At 66.6% G+C, this 23,507-nt stretch carries 19 protein-coding genes; 6 read left to right on the forward strand and 13 right to left on the reverse strand.

The features are described 5' to 3' along the window. Window positions 1–210 precede the first annotated feature (210 nt). Window positions 211–1,056, reverse strand: a complete 846-nt coding sequence (gene fghA / locus ACFB49_RS09465; protein WP_380878814.1) for an S-formylglutathione hydrolase — start codon at window positions 1,054–1,056, stop codon at window positions 211–213. A 263-nt stretch (window positions 1,057–1,319) separates the two neighbouring features. Between fghA and ACFB49_RS09470 the strand changes: the two genes are divergently transcribed. Genes ACFB49_RS09470 through ACFB49_RS09485 form a run of 4 tightly spaced genes read left to right on the forward strand, consistent with a single transcriptional unit; the run spans window position 1,320 to window position 4,246 of the window. After that, entirely contained in the window at window positions 1,320–1,553 is a 234-nt protein-coding gene (locus tag ACFB49_RS09470; protein WP_380878816.1) for a PilZ domain-containing protein, read from the forward strand. 58 nt (window positions 1,554–1,611) lie between these two features. Next, window positions 1,612–2,283 (forward strand): DUF969 domain-containing protein, encoded by a 672-nt coding sequence (locus ACFB49_RS09475; RefSeq protein ID WP_380878818.1) that lies wholly within the window; start codon window positions 1,612–1,614, stop codon window positions 2,281–2,283. After that, window positions 2,280–3,236: a DUF979 domain-containing protein gene (locus tag ACFB49_RS09480; protein ID WP_380878820.1), complete on the forward strand. Its 957-nt coding sequence runs from the start codon at window positions 2,280–2,282 to the stop codon at window positions 3,234–3,236. The genes ACFB49_RS09475 and ACFB49_RS09480 overlap by 4 nt, the downstream gene beginning before the upstream one ends. After that, window positions 3,233–4,246 carry a DUF2891 domain-containing protein gene (locus tag ACFB49_RS09485; RefSeq protein WP_380878822.1) on the forward strand — a complete coding sequence of 338 codons (1,014 nt, stop codon included), beginning with the start codon at window positions 3,233–3,235 and terminating at the stop codon, window positions 4,244–4,246. Before ACFB49_RS09480 ends, ACFB49_RS09485 begins: the two co-directional genes overlap by 4 nt. Window positions 4,247–4,621: 375 nt before the next feature. On the opposite strand, the gene secA is transcribed toward ACFB49_RS09485, so the two are convergent. From secA to ACFB49_RS09500, 3 genes are all read right to left on the reverse strand, one after another. After that, complete coding sequence (gene secA, locus ACFB49_RS09490) at window positions 4,622–7,357, reverse strand: preprotein translocase subunit SecA (RefSeq protein WP_380878824.1); 2,736 nt, start codon at window positions 7,355–7,357, stop codon at window positions 4,622–4,624. A gap of 119 nt (window positions 7,358–7,476) precedes the next feature. Further along, entirely contained in the window at window positions 7,477–7,869 is a 393-nt protein-coding gene (locus tag ACFB49_RS09495; protein WP_380878826.1) for a hypothetical protein, read from the reverse strand. A 167-nt stretch (window positions 7,870–8,036) separates the two neighbouring features. After that, window positions 8,037–8,723: a pentapeptide repeat-containing protein gene (locus ACFB49_RS09500; protein WP_380878828.1), complete on the reverse strand. Its 687-nt coding sequence runs from the start codon at window positions 8,721–8,723 to the stop codon at window positions 8,037–8,039. A gap of 364 nt (window positions 8,724–9,087) precedes the next feature. On the opposite strand from ACFB49_RS09500, the gene argJ reads away from it, so the two are divergent. Both argJ and ACFB49_RS09510 read left to right on the forward strand, forming a co-directional pair. Further along, complete coding sequence (argJ, locus tag ACFB49_RS09505; RefSeq protein ID WP_380879907.1) at window positions 9,088–10,311, forward strand: bifunctional glutamate N-acetyltransferase/amino-acid acetyltransferase ArgJ; 1,224 nt, start codon at window positions 9,088–9,090, stop codon at window positions 10,309–10,311. A gap of 4 nt (window positions 10,312–10,315) precedes the next feature. Further along, window positions 10,316–10,927 (forward strand): glutathione S-transferase family protein, encoded by a 612-nt coding sequence (locus ACFB49_RS09510; RefSeq protein WP_380878831.1) that lies wholly within the window; start codon window positions 10,316–10,318, stop codon window positions 10,925–10,927. Between the two features lie 3 nt (window positions 10,928–10,930). Here the strand turns inward: ACFB49_RS09510 and ACFB49_RS09515 are convergent, their stop codons facing one another. From ACFB49_RS09515 to ACFB49_RS09555, 9 genes are all read right to left on the reverse strand, one after another. Then, on the reverse strand, window positions 10,931–11,287 hold the full coding sequence (locus ACFB49_RS09515) for a thioredoxin family protein (RefSeq protein ID WP_380878833.1): 357 nt from the start codon (window positions 11,285–11,287) through the stop codon (window positions 10,931–10,933). 95 nt (window positions 11,288–11,382) lie between these two features. Next, window positions 11,383–11,889 (reverse strand): PEGA domain-containing protein, encoded by a 507-nt coding sequence (locus ACFB49_RS09520; RefSeq protein WP_380878835.1) that lies wholly within the window; start codon window positions 11,887–11,889, stop codon window positions 11,383–11,385. A gap of 198 nt (window positions 11,890–12,087) precedes the next feature. Then, entirely contained in the window at window positions 12,088–12,408 is a 321-nt protein-coding gene (trxA, locus tag ACFB49_RS09525; protein WP_380878837.1) for a thioredoxin TrxA, read from the reverse strand. A gap of 80 nt (window positions 12,409–12,488) precedes the next feature. Further along, window positions 12,489–15,884 (reverse strand): double-strand break repair helicase AddA, encoded by a 3,396-nt coding sequence (gene addA, locus ACFB49_RS09530; protein ID WP_380878839.1) that lies wholly within the window; start codon window positions 15,882–15,884, stop codon window positions 12,489–12,491. Next, window positions 15,884–18,868 (reverse strand): double-strand break repair protein AddB, encoded by a 2,985-nt coding sequence (gene addB, locus ACFB49_RS09535; RefSeq protein ID WP_380878841.1) that lies wholly within the window; start codon window positions 18,866–18,868, stop codon window positions 15,884–15,886. The genes addA and addB overlap by 1 nt, the downstream gene beginning before the upstream one ends. After that, window positions 18,865–19,629 carry a nucleotidyltransferase family protein gene (locus ACFB49_RS09540; RefSeq protein ID WP_380878843.1) on the reverse strand — a complete coding sequence of 255 codons (765 nt, stop codon included), beginning with the start codon at window positions 19,627–19,629 and terminating at the stop codon, window positions 18,865–18,867. Before ACFB49_RS09540 ends, addB begins: the two co-directional genes overlap by 4 nt. A gap of 4 nt (window positions 19,630–19,633) precedes the next feature. Next, window positions 19,634–20,623, reverse strand: coding sequence for an aminoglycoside phosphotransferase family protein (locus ACFB49_RS09545; RefSeq protein WP_380878845.1), 990 nt, complete (start codon window positions 20,621–20,623; stop codon window positions 19,634–19,636). Then, complete coding sequence (gene tsaE, locus ACFB49_RS09550; RefSeq protein ID WP_380878847.1) at window positions 20,620–21,087, reverse strand: tRNA (adenosine(37)-N6)-threonylcarbamoyltransferase complex ATPase subunit type 1 TsaE; 468 nt, start codon at window positions 21,085–21,087, stop codon at window positions 20,620–20,622. Before tsaE ends, ACFB49_RS09545 begins: the two co-directional genes overlap by 4 nt. Beyond that, complete coding sequence (locus ACFB49_RS09555; RefSeq protein ID WP_380878849.1) at window positions 21,084–23,429, reverse strand: ATP-binding protein; 2,346 nt, start codon at window positions 23,427–23,429, stop codon at window positions 21,084–21,086. The genes tsaE and ACFB49_RS09555 overlap by 4 nt, the downstream gene beginning before the upstream one ends. Between the last annotated feature and the right edge of the window lie 78 nt (window positions 23,430–23,507).

Below are 23,507 nucleotides of genomic sequence, written 5' to 3' on the forward strand. Positions count from 1 at the left end.
CGGGTCACACGATCGCACACCCCGGCCACCGCGACGCGCCAGATACGCGACTGCTGTCCTACAAGGCGCGGCCGATGCTATAACACGCCAGAAGTCAGGGATTTCCTCGGCTTCCGGCTCTTTCTCAACCCATATGTGCTTTCGCAGCCGGCCCCCCTTCACGGGAAGTCGAAAAATGCGCTCACAACCCTCAACTTCCTCAACTTCGCCTCAGCCGAGCCGTTCTGCGTGCCAGCGCAGATGATCTTCCATGAAGGTCGAGATGAAATAATAGCTGTGGTCATAGCCCGGCTGCATCCTCAGCGTCAGCGGGATGTCTGCCGCGGCGCAGGCTTCGGCCAGCAATTGCGGCTTCAACTGGCCTTCCAGGAAATTGTCGGCCTCACCCTGATCGACCAGCAGTTCGGGCAGCCGTGCGCCATCCTCGATCAATGCGGTCGCATCATATTGCCGCCAGCCGGCGCGATCGGCGCCGACATAGCCGGTCAGCGCCTTCTCCCCCCACGGACAACGCAGCGGCGAGACGATCGGCGCGAAGGCGGAGACGCTGCGATAGCGGCCGGGGTTGCGCAGCGCGATCGTCAGCGCGCCGTGGCCGCCCATCGAGTGGCCGGTAATGCCCTGCCGCTCCATGTCAGCCGGAAAATGCTCGGCGATCAGTGCCGGCAATTCCCGCTCGATATAGCTGCGCATCCGGTAGTTGGCAGCAAAGGGCGCCTCGGTCGCATCGACATAGAAGCCCGCGCCCAGGCCGAAATCATAGGCGCCTTCGGCATCGTCCGGCACGCCCTCGCCCCGCGGGCTGGTGTCGGGCGCAACGAAGATCAGCCCCAGCTCGGCGCAGGCGCGGCGGAACTCGCCTTTTTCGGTAACATTGGCGTGGGTGCAGGTCAGGCCCGAAAGATACCAGACCACGGGCAGCTTCTTTCCCGCCTCGGCCTGCGGCGGCACGAATACGGAAAAGGTCATGTCCGTGCCGGTTTCCGCCGAAGCGTGGCGATAGACGCCCTGGACGCCACCGAAGGCGCGGTTGGTGGAAATCGTCTCGATCGTCATCGGCCGTCGCCTCGCTGTCGGTAATTGCCGGCGCTGTAGAGCGATTTGCCGATTCCGGAAACGTGCATCTGGCTCGCTGCCGCATCGAAACGAAACGGCGAGGAAAAGATCGGCGTGATTTACGCGAATTTCATCATCATCTGCGATCACGGTAATGAAATGAGAGGGCGAACAGGACAATAGTCATGGATGAATCGACCAGACGAAGCCCTCGTCACGACATCAGGGCACATGTAATTCTTCATGTTGCCGGCGCGCCGCCGATGGCAGCCACGATTTGCAACATTTCCCGCCACGGCATCGTGATCGACAGCCTCGCTTCCCTGTCCGATGACTGCGATATCCAGCTGGAACCGCTGCCCGGCCGCAAGATGCCCGCGCGCTTCGTGTGGCAGGATTCGTTCCGCTCGGGGCTCGAGCTCGAAGCGCCGTTGAGCGCAGAGGATTATTGGTCGTTGCTCCAGCAGCTCGATCATTGCGAGGATGCCGCCGAATAGGCCGCAGCGCGCAACGCTTTCGGCCTTTCCCTGCATTGTCTCGGCGCTAACATGCGCCATGCTCGTCCTCTCCGGCATCGCCGTCGTCATCCTGGGCTTTGCCCTCCGCTTCAATCCGCTGCTCGTCGTCACCGTCGCCGGGATCGTCACTGCGCTTGCCGCCGGACTGGACCCGCTGGCGGCCATCGCCGCGATCGGCAAGGCGTTCCGCGATAACCGCTTCATCGCCGTCGCCTGGCTCGTCCTGCCCGTCATCGGCCTGATCGAACGCGCCGGCATCCGCGAACGCGCCCGCAGCCTGATCGCGCAGCTCCACGGCGCCACCGTCGGGCGGGTGCTGATCACCTATTTCGCCGTCCGCCAGATCACCGCCGCGCTCGGCCTCACCTCGCTCGGCGGCCATGTCCAGATGGTCCGCCCCCTGGTCGCGCCCATGGCAGAAGCCGCCGCGGAACGGGGCGGTGACATCGACGACGCCACCCGCAACCATGTCCGTGCCCACTCCGCCGCTACGGACAATATCGCGCTATTCTTCGGGGAGGATGTGTTCATCGCCATCGGCTCGATCCTGCTGATCCGCGGCGTGCTCGAACAATATGGCATCCTCGTCCAGCCGCTTCAGCTCGCCGTGTGGGCGATCCCCACCGCGATCGCGGCCTTCTGCATCCATGGCACGCGGCTGCTGCTGTTCGATCGCCGGCTCCGCGCCACGGCAGGAGGCGCCAAATGATCGGGCTCGATCAGCTCTATCTCCTGGTCGGCCTGATGTTCGGCACCTTCGCGCTGGGCCACATCTTCCACCGCACCGATGCCGCACGCTGGCGCAGCGCCGGTTTCTGGGGCTGTTTTGCCGCCGTGTTCCTCGTCGGATCGCAGCTCTCCGATCTTGCCGTCGGGATGCTGGTGCTCGTCATGGCCGGGCTCGCCGCCATGGGCCTCAAGCCCGGCGCGTCACCCGCCACGACAAGCCCCGAGCAGCGCGAGGCCAGCGCCACCCTGCTCCGCAACCGCCTCTTCATCCCGGCCCTCGCCATTCCGGCTGTAACGCTGGGCGTATCGCTGGCGATGAAGGACGGCACGATCGCCGGCCATGCGCTGATCGATCCCAAACAGGTAACGCTCGCCGGTCTCGCCGCTGGCGCGCTGATTGGCCTCGCGCTGGCGATGCTGCTGCTGAAACCACCCGTCGGCGCCCCGGCGAGCGAGGGACGCCGCCTCGCCGACGCGGTCGGCTGGGCCATCGTGCTGCCGCAGATGCTGGCGGCCCTCGGCGGCGTGTTCGCGCTGGCTGGCGTCGGCGAGGTCGTGGCGCGCCTCGCGACCGAAAATATGCCGATGTCGCTGCCGCTGATCGCGGTCGTCGTCTATACCGTCGGCATGGCGCTGTTCACGATCATCATGGGCAATGCCTTCGCCGCGTTCCCGGTGATGACCGCGGGCATCGGCCTGCCGATCATCGTCGGCCAGTTCGGCGGCGATCCCGTGATCATGTCCGCGGTCGGCATGCTGTCCGGCTTCTGCGGCACACTGCTTACGCCGATGGCGGCCAATTATAATATCGTGCCCGCTGCCATCCTGGAGCTGCCGGATCGCAACGCCGTCATCAAGGTGCAGGCGCCTACGGCCTTACTGCTGCTGCTGTTCAACACCGCGTTGATGGCGTTGATGGTCTATCCGAAATGAGTCCGCCGTCCCTTACCATCGACATCGCCGGCCGCTTTGCCGAGATCGCGCTGGGCCATGTCACCCGCGAATATCCGAACAAGCTCGATCATGTCCTCGATGGGCCGCAGGCCGCGTTGGGGCCGCGTGCGCTGCATCCCATCTTCTATGGCAGCTATGACTGGCATAGCTGCGTCCACGGCTATTGGCTGCTCGCCCGGCTTCTCCGTCGCTTCCCCGATCTCCCGCAGGCCCGGCGCATCGCGTCCCTGTTCGATGACGCCTTCACCCCAGCAAAGGTCGAGGCCGAGCGCGCCTATCTCGATCGCCCGTTGAGCGGCACCTTCGAGCGACCCTACGGCTGGGCCTGGCTATTGATGCTGGCCGCGGAATTACGCCTCAGCGATGGGCTGGATGCGCAACGCTGGGCCGATGCGCTGACACCTCTAGCCGATGCCTTTGCCCATCGCTTCCGCGCCCATCTGCCGACGCTGACCTATCCGATCCGCACCGGCACCCATTTCAACACCGCCTTCGCGCTGCGCCTGGCAAGCGATTATGCCGACGCCACCGCCGACGCCGCGCTTCGCGATCTGATCGCGGACCGGGCGCGCGACTGGTTCGCTGCGGATCAGGGCGCGCAGGCATGGGAACCCGGCGGTGATGAATTTCTCTCGCCCACGCTGATGGAGGCGGAGTGCATGCGCCGCACGCAGCCGCCGGAGCTGTTTCGCGGCTGGTTCGATGCATTCTTGCCGGACATTGCCGATCGGCGGCCCCGGACGCTGTTCACCCCTGCCCATGTCAGCGATCGCAGCGACGGGAAGATCGCGCATCTCGACGGCGTGAACTTCAGCCGGGCCTGGTGCTGGCGCAGCCTGGCTCTGGCAATGCCTGAAGGCGATCCGCGCCGCACAGTGATGCTGGATGCCGCTGCCGACCATCTCTCAGCAGCCCTGCCCCATGTCGCGGGCGATTATATGGGCGAGCATTGGCTGGCGACCTTCGCGGTGCTCGCGCTCGATTTCTGAAGACAAAAAAGGGCCGATCCCGAAGGACCGGCCTTGAAAGTCTTAGGAGAGGATGCCTGAAAGGCAGGATCGTTTTGCACCTGCGAACAGATTTACGCAAGTGCAAAACACGCGTTTCCGATTGCAACCTTTGCAACTGATAGCGGTGTCACGTGATGACATCATCATATACCGCCATTGTGGTACGCATATGCGTAACAATCGCTCCCTTATTCTACGCATCAATTGCCCGTAGATTGAGCATATACCGCATCGCAGCAATGCACTGCCAGCCCATGCATTCCGTAGCGTCAACCCACGCTGCAACGCAGCATTTGCCCGAAATAGAGGCAGGGCTGCCCGGATCAGGGGCAGCCCTGTCGATCGGTCACCGTGTCAGAGCGCACCGTGACAGTGCTTGTATTTCTCGCCGGAGCCGCACGGGCAGGGCGCATTGCGGCTGATCTTGCCTTCCCATTCGGCGGGATCGTCGCCCAGGCCATCGGCCGCGGCGGCCGTGGCGAACTGCAGCGGCGCCAGCCGAGTCGTGACCAATCCCAGCGGATTCCCGTCGAAATCGCTGGTGTCATCCTCGCCCGTCAACGGGTCGATATGGCTGGTGAAGATTTCCGGCATCGGCGGCAGTTCCGGCGGCGCGCCGAATTGGATGTTGCTCAGCATTCGCGTCACATCCTCACGGATCGCGACCAGCATGCGCTCGAACAGAGCGAAGGCTTCCTGCTTATATTCGTTGATCGGCGTCTTCTGCGCATAAGCGCGCAGGTGGATCACGGCGCGGAGCGCATCGAGCGTCGACAGATGCTCCTTCCAATGATGGTCGAGCGACTGGAGAAGCACGCTCTTTTCGACACTACGCCGGGTATCGGCCTCGACCGGTGCGAAACGCTCCGCAATGCGATCTTCCGAAAGTGCCTGCAGCCGCTCTTCGATGAGTTCGGGGTCGACGCCCTCTTCCTTCACCCAATCGTCGATCGGCGGCTCAAGGCCGAGCAGCATCGCGGTCCGCTCCTTGAGCGCCGCCGCATCCCATTGCTCGGGATAGGAGTTGGGCGGGCAGGCATCGGCGACGACGGCGTTCACCGTCCCCGCGCGCATGTCGGCGACGACATCGTCCACCGTCTCGGCATCCATGATGTCCGCGCGCTGCTCGTACACGACCTTGCGCTGGTCGTTCATCACGTCGTCATATTCGACGACCTGTTTGCGGATGTCGTAATTGCGCGCCTCGACCTTCTTCTGCGCGGTTTCGATCGCCTTGGAAATCCAGGGCGAAACGATGGCCTCACCATCGGCGAGGTTCTTGTTCATCATCTTGGCGAACATCGTCTGCGGGCCAAAGATGCGCAGCAGATCGTCGTCGAGGCTGAGGTAGAAGCGGCTCAGACCCGGATCGCCCTGACGGCCCGAGCGGCCACGAAGCTGGTTGTCAATGCGGCGGCTTTCATGCCGTTCGGTGCCGAGCACGAACAGGCCGCCGGCATCGAGCACCGCCTGCTTTTCGACCACGATCTCGGCGCGGATCTGCTCCGCCTTCGCATCATATTCGGGCGTGCCTTCCTCAAGCTGCGAATGCTCGTCCGCCATCCGGAATTCGAGATTGCCGCCAAGCTGAATGTCGGTGCCGCGGCCCGCCATGTTGGTCGCGATCGTCACCGCCTTCAGCCGGCCGGCCTGCGCCACGATATGCGCTTCCTGCTCGTGATAGCGGGCGTTCAGCACATTATGGGCAACGCCTTCCTTGTGGAGATATTCGGACAGCAGTTCCGATTTCTCGATCGAGACGGTGCCGACCAGCACCGGCTGGCCACGCTCGGCCGCCTCGCGGATCGCCTTAGCGATCGCGCCGAACTTGTCGGTGATATTCTTGTAGAATTCATCGTCCTGGTCGATCCGCTTGACCACCACGTTGGTCGGGATCGAAACGACGTTCATCTTGTAGATCTGGTAGAACTCGCCCGCCTCGGTGGCAGCAGTGCCCGTCATGCCGCCGAGCTTCGGATACATGCGGAAATAGTTTTGGAAGGTGATCGAAGCGAGCGTCTGGTTCTCCGGCTCGATCTTCACCTTTTCCTTGGCTTCGACCGCCTGGTGCAGGCCGTCCGACCAGCGGCGGCCGTCCATCATGCGGCCGGTGAACTCGTCGATGATGACGACCTTGCCGTCCTTGACGATATAGTCGGTGTCGCGCTTGAACACGATGTTCGCGCGCATCGCCTGATTGAGGTGATGGACGACCTGGGTGTTCTCGATGTCGTAGAGGTTAGCGCCTTCCAGCAGGCCCGCACCTTCCAGCAGCCGCTCGATCCGTTCGGTGCCGTCCTCGGTCAGCGTGACCGACTTCTGCTTCTCGTCGAGTTCATAATCCTCGGGCACCACCTGCGTCACGATCGCGTCGACGGCGACGTACAGTTCCGACTTGTCGTCGGTAGGGCCGGATATGATGAGCGGGGTGCGGGCCTCGTCGATCAGGATCGAATCCACTTCATCGACGATGGCGTAGGCGAAGGGCCGTTGCACCATCATCGCGCGCTCATACTTCATGTTGTCGCGCAGATAATCGAAGCCGAACTCGTTGTTCGTGCCGTAAGTGATGTCCGCCGCATAAGCGTCGCGGCGCTGCACATCGCTGATATTGGGCACGATCACGCCCACCGTCAGGCCGAGGAAGCGATAGACCTGGCCCATCCAACCAGCGTCGCGGCTGGCCAGATAGTCGTTGACGGTAACGACATGGACGCCCTTGCCGTCGAGCGCGTTCAGATAGGTGGCGAGCGTAGCCACCAGCGTCTTGCCCTCGCCCGTCCGCATCTCGGCGATTTCGCCGCGGTGAAGGACGATGCCGCCGATCATCTGCACGTCATAATGGCGCTGGCCGAGCACGCGCGTCGCCGCTTCGCGTACGGTCGCGAAAGCTTCGGGCAGAATGTCGTCCAGCGTCTCGCCCGCGGCGAGCCGGCCTTTCAGCACCTGCGTCTGATTCTTCAGCGCTTCATCGTCGAGCGCCTGCATCTGCGGTTCGAGCGCGTTGATCTTGTTGACGATGCCGCGCAGCGACTTGACGTAGCGATCGTTGGACGATCCGAAAATGGCCTTGGCGATGGCGCCGAGCATGGGGCTATCCTGTTCGTTATATTGGGGTAGATGCGGAGCCGGCAGCCCGGTCCCGTGGCGCCTTCACGGCGCATGATCGGCGGCAGCCCCGGCCAAGGCCTGGCTACGCGCGAAAAGGCTTATTCGAGCCGGCGCTCGCTGATGCGGCGGATGTCCGCCAGCGGCGCAGCCGCGACCGCGAAGTGCGGCGCGGACGCCATCATGATGGGTGCAGGCCGGACGAACGGCACGAGCGACGCCTGCGCAACCGCCTCAGCCAGTTCCTCCGCCGCCACCGCAGCCTCGGCGCTCGCGCGCTCCAGGCTCGACGGCGCAGCCACGCGGTCGCCGGAGATCACCCCGGTCAGGCCGCTCAGCAGCGCGGAAAGGAACAAAAGCAGTTGCAAGGACGATCCCGGTATTGCGAGGCGTTTCACATAGGTGCTCGGGCGCCGTCCGTCCAACCGAAATCGAACGGACCACGGGCCGATGCGCGCAGAGATGCCGAAGTTGAGGAAGTTGAGGATTGCCAACGCATTCTTCAATCTCTCTGCAAAGTGATGATCGGACGCGGGGAAAGAGCCCGGAGCGGCAGAAAACCGTCCCTTCTGATTACCATTGCGAAGCGATGTAGGACAGGGCGACAGCGATGCAACAGTAGCTGCCATGGTGGCTTCGCCGAGCAGAATCGGCTTGATGATCAGAGAATTTGCAGGCCAAATTCCGAGAGGAGTTGACCGGCCTGATCGCGGGAGATGGCCGCGCCGCGGAAGACACTGGCGTCGCTCAATCTGAGTCCGCCAAGATCGGCGCCGCGAAGATCGGCGCCAGCGAAGCGTGCGCCCGTTATGATCGCTTCACGCAGCAGGCACTCATCGAAGGTCGTCGATCGGAAATCGCAGTCACGCAAATCGGCCTGCGAGAAATCGATTCGGCGCAACGTCTTGTTGCGAAACGAATGCCGGTTCAACCTGGCGTTGATGAGCAAGGTTTCCTCAAAGCCCGTGTCCATGCCTTTCGCATCCGAAAGATCGGCACCCGTCAGCTTGCAGCCGTGAAATTGCGTCGTGGAGAGATTGGCCCGCCTGAAGACCGCATTGTTGAAGTCGCTGGAGACGAATCGCGCACCCTCGAGAAGGCTGCTGCTGAAATTGGCAAAGGGCCCGCGGCAGGATTGCCAAAGGGTCATTTCCAGTATCGCGTTGCCAAGGTCCGCGCGTCGGAAGCTGCAGCGTTCGAACGTCCAGTTCGAAAGGTCGAGCCCGGAAAGATCGGCCTCCTCCAACTCGCAGTCGATCAGGTATTGGGGCTTGCCAGCCCATACGGCGAAATCGGCACGCGATAGCGATCGGTTGCAAACCGGCTGATGGGCAAAAAGATCGTCCATCGAGCTTTCGTAAGCCGGCCGCCACCTGACGCCAAGATCATGGTTGAAGCCATCAAACAAAATGTTCGAGCGTCCGGCCCCTAACTTGCGGTCGACACCAAGCGTTACATGCTAGGCTGCGAACAGTGGAAGAGATTCGCGACGCCATTTATTATGATCAACTCGCTCGCATAGCGCGCCTCAAGGCCGCCGCGAGCGACGATGCAGACATTGCCCGCCGGCTGCGCGAGGCGGCGATCAGACATGAACGTCAGGCACGGCGGCTAAGGCGGATTGTCGAGTAGGCGGCCCGCGGGTCGTGATCATCATCGTCCCCGGCCCCAACTTCGTTGACCCGTCACGCAATATTGCTAATCCGCCGGCCATGGAAAAGTCGCCCCTCGCCCCCGCCGCCTTCCCCGATCTGCCCAGGATTGCCGGTGTTCGCCCGGCGGTGGCCCGCGCGCGATACAAGGCGTGGGATCGTTGCGACCTGACCTTTGTCGCGCTCGACGAGGGCACCGCGGTCGCGGGCGTCACGACCAAGAGCCTCTGCCCCTCGCCCGAGGTGGAATGGTGCCGCGCTGCGCTGCCGCTCGGCCGCGCCCGCGCGCTGGTGGTGAATGCCGGCAACAGCAACGCCTTCACCGGCCATCGCGGGCGTGCCGCGGTGGAAGCGATCGCCGCCAAGGTGGCGGGTGCAATGAGTTGTGAGCCTTCTGACGTGTTCGTCGCCTCGACCGGGGTGATCGGCGTGCCGCTGCCGATCGACAAGGCCGAGACCGGCGTTGAAGCTGCGCTCGCGGCACCGGAAGCCTCATGGGAGGAGGCCGCCGCGACGATCATGACCACCGACACCTTCCCCAAGGCAGCCGTCGTGAAGGCCGTGGTCGGCGGCCAAACGGTGGAGATTGTCGGCATCATCAAGGGCTCGGGCATGATCGCGCCGGACATGGCGACGATGCTGGGTTTCATCTTCACCGACGTGGCGGTGGAGCCGGCCTTCCTGCAAACTATGCTGTCCCATGCCAACAATCGCAGCTTCTCCTGCATCACTGTCGATGGCGACACCTCGACGTCGGACACGGTTCTCGCCTTCGCGACGGGCAAGGCGGGCAACGCCCCCCTGACATCGTTCGACGATGCCGGGGCGGATGCGTTCCAGGCGGCGCTGACCGATCTCTGCACCCAACTCGCCCAACTCGTTGTCCGCGATGGCGAGGGTGCGTCGAAGTTTATCGGCATCACGGTCGAAGGTGCGGTGTCCGACGAAAGCGCCCGGACGATCGCCCTGTCGATCGCCAATTCGCCGCTGGTGAAGACCGCGATCGCCGGCGAGGACGCCAATTGGGGCCGCGTCGTCATGGCCGTCGGCAAGGCGGGCGAACCGGCCGAGCGCGACAAGCTTGCGATCCGTTTCGGCGCGACGCAGGTGGCACGCGATGGCCTGGCGGTGGAAGGCTATGACGAGGCCCCTGTCGCCGCTCACCTGAAGGGCCAGGAGATCGAGATCGGCGTCGAACTCGGCCTGGGCGAAGGCCGCGCAACGGTTTGGACCTGCGACCTCACCCACGGCTATATTGCGATCAACGCCGACTATCGGAGCTGACGCGATGCTGACGGTCTGGGGCCGGCTCAATTCGCACAATGTGAAGAAGGTCGTCTGGCTGGCCGAGGAAATCGGCCTTCCTTATGTCCGCCACGATGTCGGCGGCGCCTTCGGCATGCCGGACGCCTATCTCGCCAAGAACCCCAATGCGCTGATCCCGACGATCGAGGATGGCGATGTGCTGCTGTGGGAATCGAACGCGATCCTGCGCTATCTGGCGGCGCGCCACGGCGGTGATGCGCTGTGGCCGGCCGATCCGGCGGCCCGCGCGCAGGCGGACAAGTGGATGGACTGGCAGTTCAGCTATGCCGACGCCCAGCGCGACGCGTTCCTGAACCTCGTTCGCCGCGCTGCTGACCAGCGGGACGCGGATGCCATCGCCCGATCGGCGGCCGAATGCGCGAAGATGATGGCGATCCTGGACGAAGCCTTATCACGGCAGTCCTGGCTATCGGGCGACAGCTTCGGCATCGGCGACATCCCGATGGGCGTCTATGCCTACTCCTGGTTTTCACTCGCTATCGAACGCCCGGTGTTGCCGCATGTCGGCGATTGGTATGAGCGGCTGAAGGTTCGGCCCGGCTATGCGACGCAGGTGATGATTCCGCTGAGTTGAATGTCAGAGCGTGATCTTCGCACTCCTGGCGATGAAGGCGCGCAGATCCTCGCGCGCGGTGGCGCCGACCATGCCGCCGGTCTGCTCGCCATCCTTGAACATCAGCAGGGTCGGCGTGCCTTCGACGCCGAATTCCTGCTTGGTGTAGGGATTTTCGTCCACGTCGAGGCTGACCACATCGATCTTGCCGTCCAGTTCGCCCGATAGTTGGTCGATCCATTGTTCGACCGCGCGACAGGCCGCGCAATTCTTGCCCTGGAACAGCACCATCACCGGCAACTTGCCTTCCAGCGCGATCTGGAAGCTCGATTTTTCACTGACGGTGCGGATCGCCTGAGCCTGAGCGGCGGGCGCAAGCATCAGAAAAGTCGTAAAAAGAAAGAGGCGGAGCATGACCTTTATTGGCCATAGCCCCGCCCCGAAAGCAAGCCGCCTGCCATGAGGCGGCCAACCGATCAGTTCGGCGAGCCCGTCGGCGCCGGCGCCTGAGCTTCGGCCGTCGGCTGTTGCGTCGTCGGTTCTGTCGTCGACGGCTGTTCAGTGGCCACGGCCGCGACCGGGGCTTCCGCCGCGGCAACCGCCACCGGCTTCATCTCGACATCGAGCGAGCTCGGAAACAGGCTGTTGAGCGAGCCGTTGGTGCCATCGACCACGGCGCCGATGACGCCGCCGATCAGAATGTTGCCCGCCGCAGCAGCACCGCCGCCGCCGCTGAACTTGCTCTCTACCTTCGCCTCGGCCGGCTCATAGCCTTCCTTGGTGAGGCGGGCGGTGAACTCGTTCTTGCGCTTCAGCTTAAGCTTGCAGGGCGTAACGCAGGTTTCGCCGGTGGTAAGCGTGACGGCGGCACCTTCCGGCTTCGAAGTGATCGCGTAGGATTGCTTGGTTCCGCGAGTCACGGTGGCGCACGCAGACAGCAGCAGCGCGGCGGTCAACACCGCGCCCAAACGCATTCCAATCATTATCAGACGTCCCCCTAAAGAAAGGAGCGCCCCCCGGCGCCCCTGCCCTATCGGCTAGTTCGACGCTGAACCCGATTCAATCGGAAAAGATGGCTGGGGAAAGCGGTTACCTTCCCCACGCTGCTGGACCGTGATTTTCTTGTGGATAAGTCGAAAAGGTCCGGCGCCGCGCCTTCCGCAGACGCCGGGATATGCGGCTTACAGTTCGCTTTCCAGCCAGCCCTTGAGCGCGCTCTTGGGCGCGGCGCCGACCTTGGTGGCGGCGGGCGATCCGTTCTTGAACAGGATCATGGTCGGGATGCCGCGCACGCCATATTTGCCGGGAGCATCGGGATTGTCGTCGATGTTGAGCTTGGCGATCGTGACCTTCTCGCCCAGTTCGACCGACAACTCCTCCAGCGACGGCCCGATCATCTTGCAGGGGCCGCACCATTCCGCCCAGAAATCGACCAGCACGGGGCCGTCGGCGGTGATGACATCGTCGTGGAACGAAGCGTCGGTAACTGTCTTGGTGGCCATGATGGCAAACTCCTTGGTGTTCCGGAACGATGTAGGCAGCGCCCTCGTCCGGCTCAACGGCCGAAAGGCAGGATTTGCTCCTAGCCTGTCAAGTTAGGCTTGTGCGCGCGGAGCATATCTTCCGGCAGCACGATCAGGCTGGGGCCGGCGGTATAAAGCAAGGCGGCGTCCACCGAACGGCCCGGAAAGATCACCGCCAGCGCCGCGGCATAGGCCGCCATCTGCCGCAGATGATGATCGGGCACCTGGCCCAGCCCGGCGGGAACGCGGCGGCCGGTCTTGAAATCGACGATGCGGACGGCGGTGTCGGTGACCAACAGGCGATCGACGGTGCCGGCGACGACGGCGCCCTCCACCACCGCGGCGATGGGAGCTTCGGCCAGCGCCTGCGGGCCGAACAGATCGGCGAAGACAGGGTCGGCGATGATCGCGCAGGCATCGGCCGCGAGCGCAGTGCGGACGGCCGCATCCGCCACGCCCGCCGAATGTTCGAGCCAGGCGAGCGCAGTCGCCTCGCGCCGGTCGGGGGCGACCGCAGGCAGGCGCTCGAACAGCGCGTGGAGCAAAGTGCCACGCCGCGCGGCCTCCAGCATCGCCGGCGTCGGCGGCGGATCGGCAACGGCGTCGACGCCGAGCGACGAGGGCGCGAGCGGACGCGGCGGACGCGCCTCAACAGGTGCGGCGACGCGCAGCCAGTTCGGCTCGGCGAAGGGGATGGCCGCGCGCGGTTGCCGCGCTGACGCACCCCGTGCGGTGCCGCCGCGATGATGATGCGCCTCGCCCCAATGGTCGTCGGGTTCCGCAGCCGCGCCCAGCGCGTCCATCGCGCCGCGGATCGCGCGATACCAGCTCGCTTCGGGCGGCACGCCCCGCGCCTTCGGCCCCAGCGCGCCACCGATCACCAGCCGCTCCTCGGCCCGCGTCGCGGCCACATAGAGCAGCCGCCAATGCTCTTCGAGATCGCGGCGGCGGGCGCGCTCGATATCGTCGACCAGCCCGCCGCCGGCGAGTTCGGCCTTGCGCGGGCGGAAGACGGGGACGGACACCCCCTCCTCGATCGTCCAGTCGAGCCCGCGCACCGGCGATGCGGAGGGATCGCCCGTGGCATCTGCCAACACGACGACCGGCGCCTGCAGCCCCTTCGATCCATGCACCGTCATCACCCGCACGGCATCGAGCGGCGCGGAGGGATCGCGCTTGATATCCACATCGCCGCGATCGAACCAGTCGATGAAGCGCTGGAGCGAGGGCGTGCTGTCACTTTCGAACTGGAGCGCGGCGTTGAGCAGTTCCTCGATCGGATCGCGCGCCTCCTGCCCCAGCCGCGCGAGCAACCGGCGCCGGCCGTCCATCGCACCCGACACGATGGTTTCGAGGAAACGATAGGGCGTCGTCAGGTCCGCCATCGCCAGCAGCCCGGCGAGCGCATCGCGCGCCTCGGCGAAGCCGCCATGCATGCGCAGCGCCTGCCACAGACTCGCCTTCCGGCCGAAGCCGATCGCATAAAGATCGTCCTGCGAAAGCCCGATCAGCGGCGAAACCAGCAGCCCCGCAAGGTTAAGGTCATCCTCGGGTTGGAGGACGAAGCGGACGGTCGCCAGCAGATCACGCACGGCGAGCGGCGCGGTCAGCCGCAGGCGATCGACGCCCGCCACCGGCACGCCTTCGGCGTGGAGGCGGGCGACGATCAAAGCCGCCAGATCGCCGCGCTTGCGCACCAGGATCAGCAGATCCTCCGGCCGGAACGGGCGTCCGCGCCCATCGACCCAGAAGGGATCGTCCATCCACGCGCGGACTTGTTTCGCGAGCTTGGTGGCGAAGGCGCGGGTGGCGTCGTCGATCCAGCCTTCCTCGGCATCCGCATCGTCCGTCGTGCCGGCGGCAATCGGCGGCCAGAGCGTGACGGCGCCCAGCCGCCCTTCCTTGGCGCTCACATGGCGCGGCGGCGGCTCGGCCAGGCCCATCGCATCGTGGCCGAGGTCTGCGATCAGCCGGTCAACCAGTTCCAGCACCGGCGGCGTCGACCGGAAGGAGCGATCGAGCGAGAGTTGCAAGAACTCCCGCTGTGCATCACGCGCCCGGACGTCGAAAACCTGCGCGGCGGCAAGGAATGCCGCGGGGTCCGTCCCCTGAAAGCCGAAGATCGCCTGCTTGAAATCGCCGACGGTGAAGATCGTGCGATGCGCCGGATGCCGCGCGCCGGCACCCGCAAAGAACTCTCCGGCGAGGGCAGCGACGATCGCCCATTGATCGACATTGGTGTCCTGCGCCTCGTCCACCAGGATATGGTCGATCGCCTGATCGAGCTTGTAGCGCACCCAATCGCCCATGTGCTCGGTCTGGAGCAAGCGGACGGTCGAGCGGATCAGATCGTCGAAATCGACGACGCCGGCGACGCGCTTGGCATCGACGTAAGCGCGCGCATAAGCCTGCCCTGCCCGCAAGCCGGCGGCGAGCAGATCGGCGAGCGCGGCACGCAGCCGCAGGCCCGTCAATGCGGAGCAGGCCTCTGCCACACGCGCCGCGAACGCTTCATAAGCTGGCTCCGCACCGACCAGCTTGGCAGACGCCTTGCGCGGTTCGCCCGTCTTGGTGAGCACCAGCCCGGCCAGATCATCCAGCATCGCCGCGCGTGATGCGGGCGCGGCGGCCAGAAATGCCGCGCAGACATCGGCCGCCTTCAACCCTGTCGCCGTGCCCCACGCCGCATTCGCGCGGGAGATCGCTAACACCGCCGCCACATCGAACAAGGCATCGCCGCATCGTTCCGCGATGATCGCCTCGACATCGCCCAGCGGCACATCGAGCGCGGTGCGCACCTTGGCGGCGATGCCCGGCCCCAGCGCCTCCATTTCCTCGGGCGCGCGAGCGCAGGCGACGAGATAGCTTTCGGCCTCCCCCTCGCCCAACCGCCGGCTCAGTGCCTGGATGTCGGCGATCAGGCCAAGCTCGCCACCTCGCTCCGCGCGTTCGAGGAGGTCGCCCAAGGTCCGCCGCGCGAGCGCCGCTTCCTCACGCCCTTCGAGCGGGCGGAAGCCGGGGGCAAGGCCCGCTTCGTCGGGAAAGCCCGCCAGCAGGGTCTGGCAGAAAGCGTGGATCGTCTGGATGCGCAGGCCGCCGCCCGGCGCGTCGAGTACGGCGGCGAACAAGGATCGCGCCGCGGCCACCGCATCGGCATCATGCGCGGCACCGAGCGCGAACAATTCCTTCTTCAGCGCATTTTCGTCGAGCCGCACCCACCAGGCGAGCCGGGCATGAACGCGCTCGGCCATCTCGGCCGCCCCCGCCTTGGTGAAGGTGAGGCAGAGAATCGTTTCCGGCCGCACACCGCTCAGCAGCAGGCGCAGCACACGCGCGCTCAGCACATGCGTCTTGCCGGTGCCGGCCGAGGCGGAGAGCCAGACAAGCTCGCGCGGGTCCGATGCGATGCGCTGTTCGCCGCGCAATTCGCTGAACGGTTTCAGGCGGTTGGCCATCAGTCCGCCGCCCCGCTATCGCGGCCCTGCCATTCGTCGAGCCGCATCAACTGGTCATAATCGGCATAAGGCGCATGTTCAGGGTGGAGCTTAGCCACGAACGGCTCGTCCCCGATCAACCAGCGCAAAGCCGCGTCATGGAAAACGCCCGCGGCGACGCCGGTGAAGTCCGCCGGATCGATCTTGGCAGCGCGGCCGGTCGTGGGGCTGGCGACGTGGCCAAGTTCGCCGGCCTTCGCGGCCAGCGACCAATATTCGAATGCGGCCGGCACGCCGTCCACATCCTTGAACCCGCCCATCTCGGCGATCACGCCGAGCAGACCCAATTGCATGGCGAAGCCCGCCGCCACCTGTGCCGATCCGGGCGGCTTGCCGGTCTTGTAATCGACGATGGCAAGGCTGCCGTCAGCTAGCCGGTCGATCCGGTCGGCGGTGCCGTAGAGCGTGATCCCGTCCAACTCGGTCTCGCCATAGATTTCCGCGGCGATCGGCTCGCGCCCGTCAGCGCGATTTTCGGCAACCGTCCTACCGACCCAATCCACCGCCTCCATCAGCCGCGGCGTCCACAGCGCGCGCAGCACGGGGTGCGCGGCGGTCGCATCGAGCATGGCCCGCGCGCGCGGCAGCAGGGTCGCGGGGTCGCAGCCATCCTCTTTCAACCAGGCATCGAAGATGCGGTGAACGGCACTGCCACGCCACGCCGGGCCGGGATCGGCATCCACCGGGTCGAGCCGCGACAGGCCCAGCATCGCATCGGCATAAAAAGCGAAGGGGTCCGCCTTCAGCCGATCGAGCCGGGTGACCGCGATCTTCTTCGGGCGATCGGCGACGGGCGGGCTTGGCGCGGGACGATCGGCGGGCGTGGTCGGTCCGGCCGGCCGATCGAGCGCCCGCGCCCAGCCCTTGAAACGCGGCGCGCGGGTGATGCCGCCGGTCATCGCCTCCAGCCGCAGCCATAGCCGCGAGGCAATGGCGGGTGCCCGTGCATCGCGCCGCGCGCGCGTCACCAGCACGTGCGGCGCGCCGAGCGCCTGCGCGAAATCATGGGACGCAAGGCCGATCCGCCGCTCCAGCCCCGGCAGGCCCAGCGCCGCGCGCGCGGCGGGCGCCAGCCAGGGATCGGGCGACGGGGCGGCGGGCCATGTCCCCTCGTTCAACCCGCCAAGGATGACGAGCCCGGCCTGCTGCAACCGCGCTTCGAGCAGCCCCCAGATGGAGATGCGCGGATGCCCGCCTTGCGGCGGCCGTACGGCTTCGCTCTCCATCAACTGGCGCAGGATGCGATAGATGTCGTCCGCGGTGGCGCTCTGCGGGCCGGCGGCAAGCGCTTCCTCCAGCGCGGCGATCAGGTCGGCGGCGGCGCGGCCGTCGGGTCCGCTCCAGGCCGCATCGCCGCCCAGCGCCGTTGCCGCGTCGCGCACGGCCGCCACCATCGCGGCAGGCGTCGCGCTTTCGGCAAAGGCGGTCTCCAGCGGCGCGAGCAGCGCCGCTGCTCCCTCCCACCATTCGAGCGCGGGCAGGCGCACCTTGCGTTCCCGGCCCTCGCCTTCCTGCAAATGGCGCGTGGTCCCGGAGAGGCCGGCCGCCGGGCGCGGCCCACGCAGCGCGCGATCGAGCCGGCGTGCGCCGTCCAACCACGCCAGCCTTTGTTCGCCCGCTTGCACCAGCGGATGCTTGACGAGCGCCAGCAGCGGCACCGGCGCGAAACCCTCAGCCGCCGCCTCGGCCAGCGCCAGCAGCAGCCCGCCAGCGGGCGTGGCGCTGAGCGGGCGGCCGGCGGAATCGTCCGCCTCGATCCCCCAGCGGCGGAGATGGGCGGACACGCGCTGCGCCAGCACCCGATCCGGCGTTACCAAGGCGGCCGTCCGCCCCGGCGTCTCGATCGCCTGTCGTAGCGCGATGGCGATGGCCTGTGCTTCCTCGGCGGGGCCATCCAGTTCGAGTCCGCGCACACCGGTCAGCCGGCGCTCGGCAGGTTTCAGCGTCGCCCAGCTTCCGGTGAAGGCGGCGGGCGTCATCGCATGGCCGATCGCGCGGGTGCGCGCGGCCGGCGCATCATGGCCGCCACCACGCCGCCATAGCTGCACCTCGCCCCGGCCCACGCCCATGCGATCGAGCAGCAGCTTCAGATGAAATTGCGGATGGGTTTCGATGGCACGCGGCCGCCGACCGGTTTCGGGATCGGGATCGTGCGGGCCGAGCAGATCCCACGCGTCCTGCGGCATCTGCAGGTCGAGACCAGGGAACACCACCGCCCCGCCCGGCAGGGTGGCGATCACGCGCAACAGCCGCGCGATGGCCGGCGCCGACGTGGTCATGCCGGCCGCGACGACGAACCCCGCCGCCGGTGGCGCATCGGCCCAACGCCGCGCGGCCCGATCGATCAGCCGGTTGCGGCGATCGGTCGCGTCCAGCCTCCCACGGGCGGCGAGTTCCGCCGGCCAGCGCGCCAGCACCGTCTCGAACGTCGCCAGCGATGTCTGCCAGTGGCGCGCAAGATTGGGGTCGACCGCCGGGTCGATGAGTTGCGCCAGCCGCCCCGGCGCGATCTCCTCGACCAGAAGCTGGTCGAGCGTCCGGGCGAGTTCGGCCGCCAGCCGCACCGCCTCGGCCGTGGGCGCAGGATCGCCGGCGGCAGCGCGGACGTCGGCCACGAGCCGCGCCAGGATCATCAGCCGCTCCATCGGCTCGATCGCGGGCGGCACGGGATCGCTATCGGCGGGGTCGAGCAGGCCCGCCAGCTTCTCGCCCAGCTCGGGATCGCCGATCGCGACCAGCCGGGGCAGTAGCAGGCCCCCTTCTGCCCGACGCACGAACGCGTCGGTCATCGCGCGGACGGCGCGGTTGTTGGGCAGCAGGATGATGCCGCGCGCCAGTTCCAGCGGATCGCCGCCATGGCGCGCGATCAGCCCGGCGGCGAGCGCGTCGGCGAAGCCGCGATGCGGCGGGATGGTGAAGACGGCGGGAGCCGGGGCCGCGGTCACTCCGTCGCCAGCAGCGCTTCGGTCCGCGCGATCGCGGGCGGGGAACCGACATCGAACCACAGCCCCTGATGGACTACGCCGAAGGCGCGGCCTGCCGCAATCGCTCGATCCCACAGGATATTGGTCGAAAACGGCCCTTCGGGCGCATCGGCGAACAGCCGCCGGGAAACGAGCTGAACCCCGGTGAAGACGAAGGGCGCGACCTTGCCCGGCCGCCGCCGCGCCAGCACCCCATTCGCATCCATATGGAAATCGCCCGGCCCCGAATGGCAGTTGGCGCGCGCCTGCGGCACCAGCAGCAACAGCGCATCCATCTTCGCATCGTCCCAACGCTGGCCGAGCAGGCGGATCGCATCGACCGGGCCATCGACCCACAGATTGTCGCTGTTGACGACCAGGAAATGATCGTCCTCGATCAGCGGCAAGGCCCTGGTGACGCCGCCGCCGGTTTCCAGCAGCAGATCGCGCTCGTCGGAGATGATGATCTCCATGCCCGGCGACGACTTACGCTTGATATGCGCCTCCAGCGCGTCCGCCAGATAATGCACATTGACCACCGCGCGCTGGATGCCGGCCGCGCGCAGATGATCGAGCACATGATCGAGCAGCGCCTTGCCGGCGACCTCGACCAGCGGCTTGGGGCGCGTCGCCGTCAACGGGCGCATCCGTTTGCCAAGGCCGGCGGCGAGCACCATCGCCGTCCTGATCCGCGCCTCGCCCATATTGGGGCGGAGCGAGAGGGGCTTGCTGAAGCGGCTCATGCGATCAATCCCGTTCCCAATGCTCTGCGCGCGCGATGGCGGGCACATTGGCATCGAACCAGCGCTTAACCGGCCCCAGCGCCGGATGCGCTAGATTGCGTTCCAGATAGCCCCATACGCGCGGCTGGAAGGCGAGATAATTGGACTTGCCGTCGCGCTTCCACAGGCGGGTGAAGATGCCGAGGATCTTGGTGTTCCGCTGCGCGCCGAGGATTTCGTAATGCGCGCGGAAACGATCCGGGTCGGCCCAGACTCCAGCCGCGAGATATTCGGCCAGCATCTCCTCCTCCAGTGCCGGCGAAACATCGCGCCGCGCATCCTGCAGCAGGGAGACGAGGTCATAGGCCGGATGACCGGCGAGCGCGTCCTGGAAATCGAGCAGGCCGAGCCCCTTCAATCCAGGCCGATCGAGCAGCAGCAGATTATCTGCATGATAATCACGCAGCACCAGCACCGGATCGTCAGCAACGACGCCCAGCACATCTTCCCACACCTCGCACCAGGCGGCGCCGAAGCCCGCGACATCGACGTCGAGCCTGACGGCCGGCGCATACCATTCGGTGAACAGCCCCACCTCGCGCAGCATCACCGCTTCGTCATAAGGCGCGAGATCGCGCGGTGCGGACTGCCCCGCCAGCGAGGCGAGGATGCGGATCGCATCGGCATAGATGGCGCGTTCCGGCGCGGGATCGGTGCGCAGCACCGGGCCGACCAGCCGATCACCGAAATCCTCGAGCAGCAGCAGGCCATTCTCGCGGTCGATCGCCAGCGCCTGCGGGGCGGAAAGGCCGCGCGCGATCAGTTCAGCGGCGATCGCCAGGAAGGGGCCGATATCCTCCTTGTCCGGCGGCGCATCCATCAGCACCGCGCTGCGGCCGGGGGCGACCACGCGGAAATAGCGGCGGAAGCTGGCATCGCCGGCAAGCGGCAGGATTTCAGCGTCACCCCAGCCATGCTGCTTGAGGAAATCGGGGGCGGTGACGGGAGGAATCATGCGCTCGCAAACTCGCTGGGGGGCCAACGCGCCTCCCATGACGCGGGCGCGGCCCAAGTCAAGCGACGCGCGCCATCCGGGTTCGCGGCAAAGGTCAGATGCAGGGTATCGGGCCACAGCCGATCGCCCAGCCGTTCGGCCCATTCGATCAGCAGCGCGCCGTCATCGAGCGCTTCGTCCAGCCCAAGCTCGGCCGCTTCGTCCGATCCCTCCAGCCGATAGAGGTCGACATGCCATACCGGCAGCGACACCTCCGGCGGGCCATAGGTCTGAACGATGGCGAAGCTCGGAGACGGCGCCTCCTCGACGAGCCCCAACGCGGCCAGCACGCCGCGCGCGAAGCTGGTCTTGCCGGCACCAAGATCGCCATGGAGCGCCACGACATCGCCCGCGCGCAGCAGCGGCGCGAGCGCTGCGCCTGCCGCCTCGGTCGCCGCGGCATCGGCCAGCAGCCAGCTCGTCACGGCGCCCTCGGCAGGGTGATAACGAAGGTCGTCCCCTCGCCCGGCTCCGACATCAGTTCCAGCGTGCCGCCATGCGCCTGCACGAACTGGCGAGTGAGCGGCAGGCCCAGTCCGACGGCAGGCCGTCCATCACCATCACCGGCGCCCGGCGCGCGGTGGAAGCGGTGGAAGATGCGGTCGCGATCCTCGGCGGCAATCCCCTCGCCATTGTCGGAAACGACGATCCGCGCATTCTGCTCGTCGCCGCCCCCTTGCAGCAGCACACGGCCGCCGGCGGGCGTGTAGAGGATGGCATTGCGCAGCAGATGATCCACCGCCTGCCGCAACCGGCGCTTGTCGCCGGGAACCGCGCCTACTGCCGCCTCGACCTGGACGACAAGTTCCAGCGGCCGCGCGCGGGCGGCGTCGGCGATGCCATGGGCGGCATCCTGCAGCAGCGCGATCAGCTCGACCGGCTCGCCTTCCAGAGCCAGCCCGCCAGCTTCGAAATCGGTCATGTCCAGCACGTCGTCGATCAGCGCGCCGAGACGCGCCACGGATTCGAGGATCGCGCCGACATAATCCTGTCCGGTCGATTCCAGCTTGCCGGCATAGCCGCCCGCCAGCATCTCCGCGAAGCCGCCGATGGTGGTGAGCGGCGTGCGCAGTTCATAGCTCATGCTGGCGACGAACGCGGTCTTCAGCCGATCGGATTCCTCCAGCGCCTCGTTGCGATCGCGCAGCATCCGTTCGATGCGGCGACTGTCGGTGACGTCGAGCATCGTGAACAGCGCGTTGCCGTCAGGCAGCGGCACCGCGGCAAATTCGAAATTGCGGCCGTCCGCGAAGGCGACATTGCCGCTGCGCTGCTGCCGGTCGACCGTGGCGATCCGCACGAGATCGCGGATCAAGCCGGCGCGGGACGGATTGACGAGGCGCTTCTTGACTGTCTCGACCAGCGCATCGACGCGCGGATTGCGGGCGAGATCGGTCTCGCTGAGGCCCCATACTTCCTTGAAGCGATTGTTCCACAGATGCAGGCGCCCGTCCGCTGCGAACACGCCGATCGCCTCGAACAGATTGTCGAAGGTCGCGCTGCGCACCCGCAGCAGCGTATCGCGTGCGCTGGCAAGCTGGATCTGTTCGGTCCGGTCCTCGAAAATCACCAGCAAGCCGCCGTCGGGCATCGGCTGGGCCAGGACGCGCAGGTGCGCGCCGCCCGGCAGCAGCCAGCTTTCCTCCACCGCCTCGCCCGCATCCTGGAACCAGCCGCGCCGCTCGCGCTTCCAACCGGGGAAGTCCCGGCTTTCCGGCGCGCGATTGGCCTCGCGCATGCGTTCGAGCACGCGATCGAATTCGGGCCGGTCGGCCAGCCATTCGGGCTCCATCGCGAACATGCGCTGGAAGGGCTGGTTGCAGAAGGCGAGATGGCGATCTGGCCCGAACTGCGCGACGCCGGCAGAAAGATGATCGAGCAGGACGCGCTGGGCGCGGACGAAACGGCCGAGATCGGCGCGCGCCTCCTCCAGCTCGCCCACGTCAAAGGCATAGCCGGCCACGCCCGCCTCACCCAGCGGTACATCGACGATGCGGACCATCCGCCGCTCGCCAGCGATGGTGGCGGGCACGGTGCGGACCAATGGCTCGCCGCCGTCACGGGCCGCGGCAGCGGCTGCCATCGGGCCGATGCCGTCGGTCGCCTCCACCAGTTCCAGCCCGCGCGCGATCACGTCGGCAGCGTCATCGCCTTCGACCGCGTCGACATAGTTGGTGTTCACCAGCGCCAGCCGCAGATCCGGCCCGCGATGCCACATCGGGAAGGGTGCTGCCTCGATCAGCGCGGAAAGCGAGTCGAGCGCGCGGGTCAGCCGGCCCGCGCCGTCACGCAGCCGGCCGATCTCCTCCTGGCTGTCGGTCGCGTCGAACAGCCACAGCACCACCCGCCCCGGCCGGCTGGCGGGCCGGCCGCGCGCCATCAGGACGCGGGGCGATCCGCGGACGCGGAACGGCCTGGCAAAGCTCGCACCGCTGCGCTGGGTGGCAACGACATCGCGCGCCAGCGCCTGGGCATCCTCTTCGATCAGCCCGCCATCACGATCGCTGAATTCCTCGATCGACCGGGGAAGGCGCGACAATCCCAGCCAATCGGCCAGTCGCTCGTCGGCGTCGATACGGCCATCGGCTTCGACCAGCACCGCCACCGCGGGCGCGGCACCGACCAGTTCGGCAAAGCGATCGCACTGCGCCTCGGCAATGCTGGCCGCGGCAGCGCGGCGTAGGCCGACAATCGTCGCCCAGCCGGCCAGTGCCAGCCAGGCTGCCGCCAGCCCGGCGATAATCGCAGCCGCCCCCTGGCTGATCATGATCATGTCCGGCCCGTCCCCCCGTGGCGCAAGCCGGCTCCCCATACTAGACCCATGGATGCAGCCTTAAAGCAGGGT

It is taken from the genome of Sphingomonas sp. DBB INV C78, from assembly GCF_042693015.1.
Lineage (GTDB): Bacteria > Pseudomonadota > Alphaproteobacteria > Sphingomonadales > Sphingomonadaceae > Sphingomonas_E.

Excerpts from the sequence above, each read along its gene's own strand:
- fghA (WP_380878814.1), bottom strand. The coding sequence starts at position 1,056 with ATGACGATCGAGACGATTTCCACCAACCGCGCCTTCGGTGGCGTCCAG.
- ACFB49_RS09470 (WP_380878816.1), top strand. The coding sequence starts at position 1,320 with ATGGCAGCCACGATTTGCAACATTTCCCGCCACGGCATCGTGATCGAC.
- ACFB49_RS09475 (WP_380878818.1), top strand. The coding sequence starts at position 1,612 with ATGCTCGTCCTCTCCGGCATCGCCGTCGTCATCCTGGGCTTTGCCCTC.
- ACFB49_RS09480 (WP_380878820.1), top strand. The coding sequence starts at position 2,280 with ATGATCGGGCTCGATCAGCTCTATCTCCTGGTCGGCCTGATGTTCGGC.
- ACFB49_RS09485 (WP_380878822.1), top strand. The coding sequence starts at position 3,233 with ATGAGTCCGCCGTCCCTTACCATCGACATCGCCGGCCGCTTTGCCGAG.
- secA (WP_380878824.1), bottom strand. The coding sequence starts at position 7,357 with ATGCTCGGCGCCATCGCCAAGGCCATTTTCGGATCGTCCAACGATCGC.
- ACFB49_RS09500 (WP_380878828.1), bottom strand. The coding sequence starts at position 8,723 with ATGGACGATCTTTTTGCCCATCAGCCGGTTTGCAACCGATCGCTATCG.
- argJ (WP_380879907.1), top strand. The coding sequence starts at position 9,088 with ATGGAAAAGTCGCCCCTCGCCCCCGCCGCCTTCCCCGATCTGCCCAGG.
- ACFB49_RS09510 (WP_380878831.1), top strand. The coding sequence starts at position 10,316 with ATGCTGACGGTCTGGGGCCGGCTCAATTCGCACAATGTGAAGAAGGTC.
- ACFB49_RS09515 (WP_380878833.1), bottom strand. The coding sequence starts at position 11,287 with ATGCTTGCGCCCGCCGCTCAGGCTCAGGCGATCCGCACCGTCAGTGAA.
- ACFB49_RS09520 (WP_380878835.1), bottom strand. The coding sequence starts at position 11,889 with ATGATTGGAATGCGTTTGGGCGCGGTGTTGACCGCCGCGCTGCTGCTG.
- trxA (WP_380878837.1), bottom strand. The coding sequence starts at position 12,408 with ATGGCCACCAAGACAGTTACCGACGCTTCGTTCCACGACGATGTCATC.
- addA (WP_380878839.1), bottom strand. The coding sequence starts at position 15,884 with ATGGCCAACCGCCTGAAACCGTTCAGCGAATTGCGCGGCGAACAGCGC.
- ACFB49_RS09540 (WP_380878843.1), bottom strand. The coding sequence starts at position 19,629 with ATGAGCCGCTTCAGCAAGCCCCTCTCGCTCCGCCCCAATATGGGCGAG.
- ACFB49_RS09545 (WP_380878845.1), bottom strand. The coding sequence starts at position 20,623 with ATGATTCCTCCCGTCACCGCCCCCGATTTCCTCAAGCAGCATGGCTGG.
- ACFB49_RS09555 (WP_380878849.1), bottom strand. The coding sequence starts at position 23,429 with ATGATCAGCCAGGGGGCGGCTGCGATTATCGCCGGGCTGGCGGCAGCC.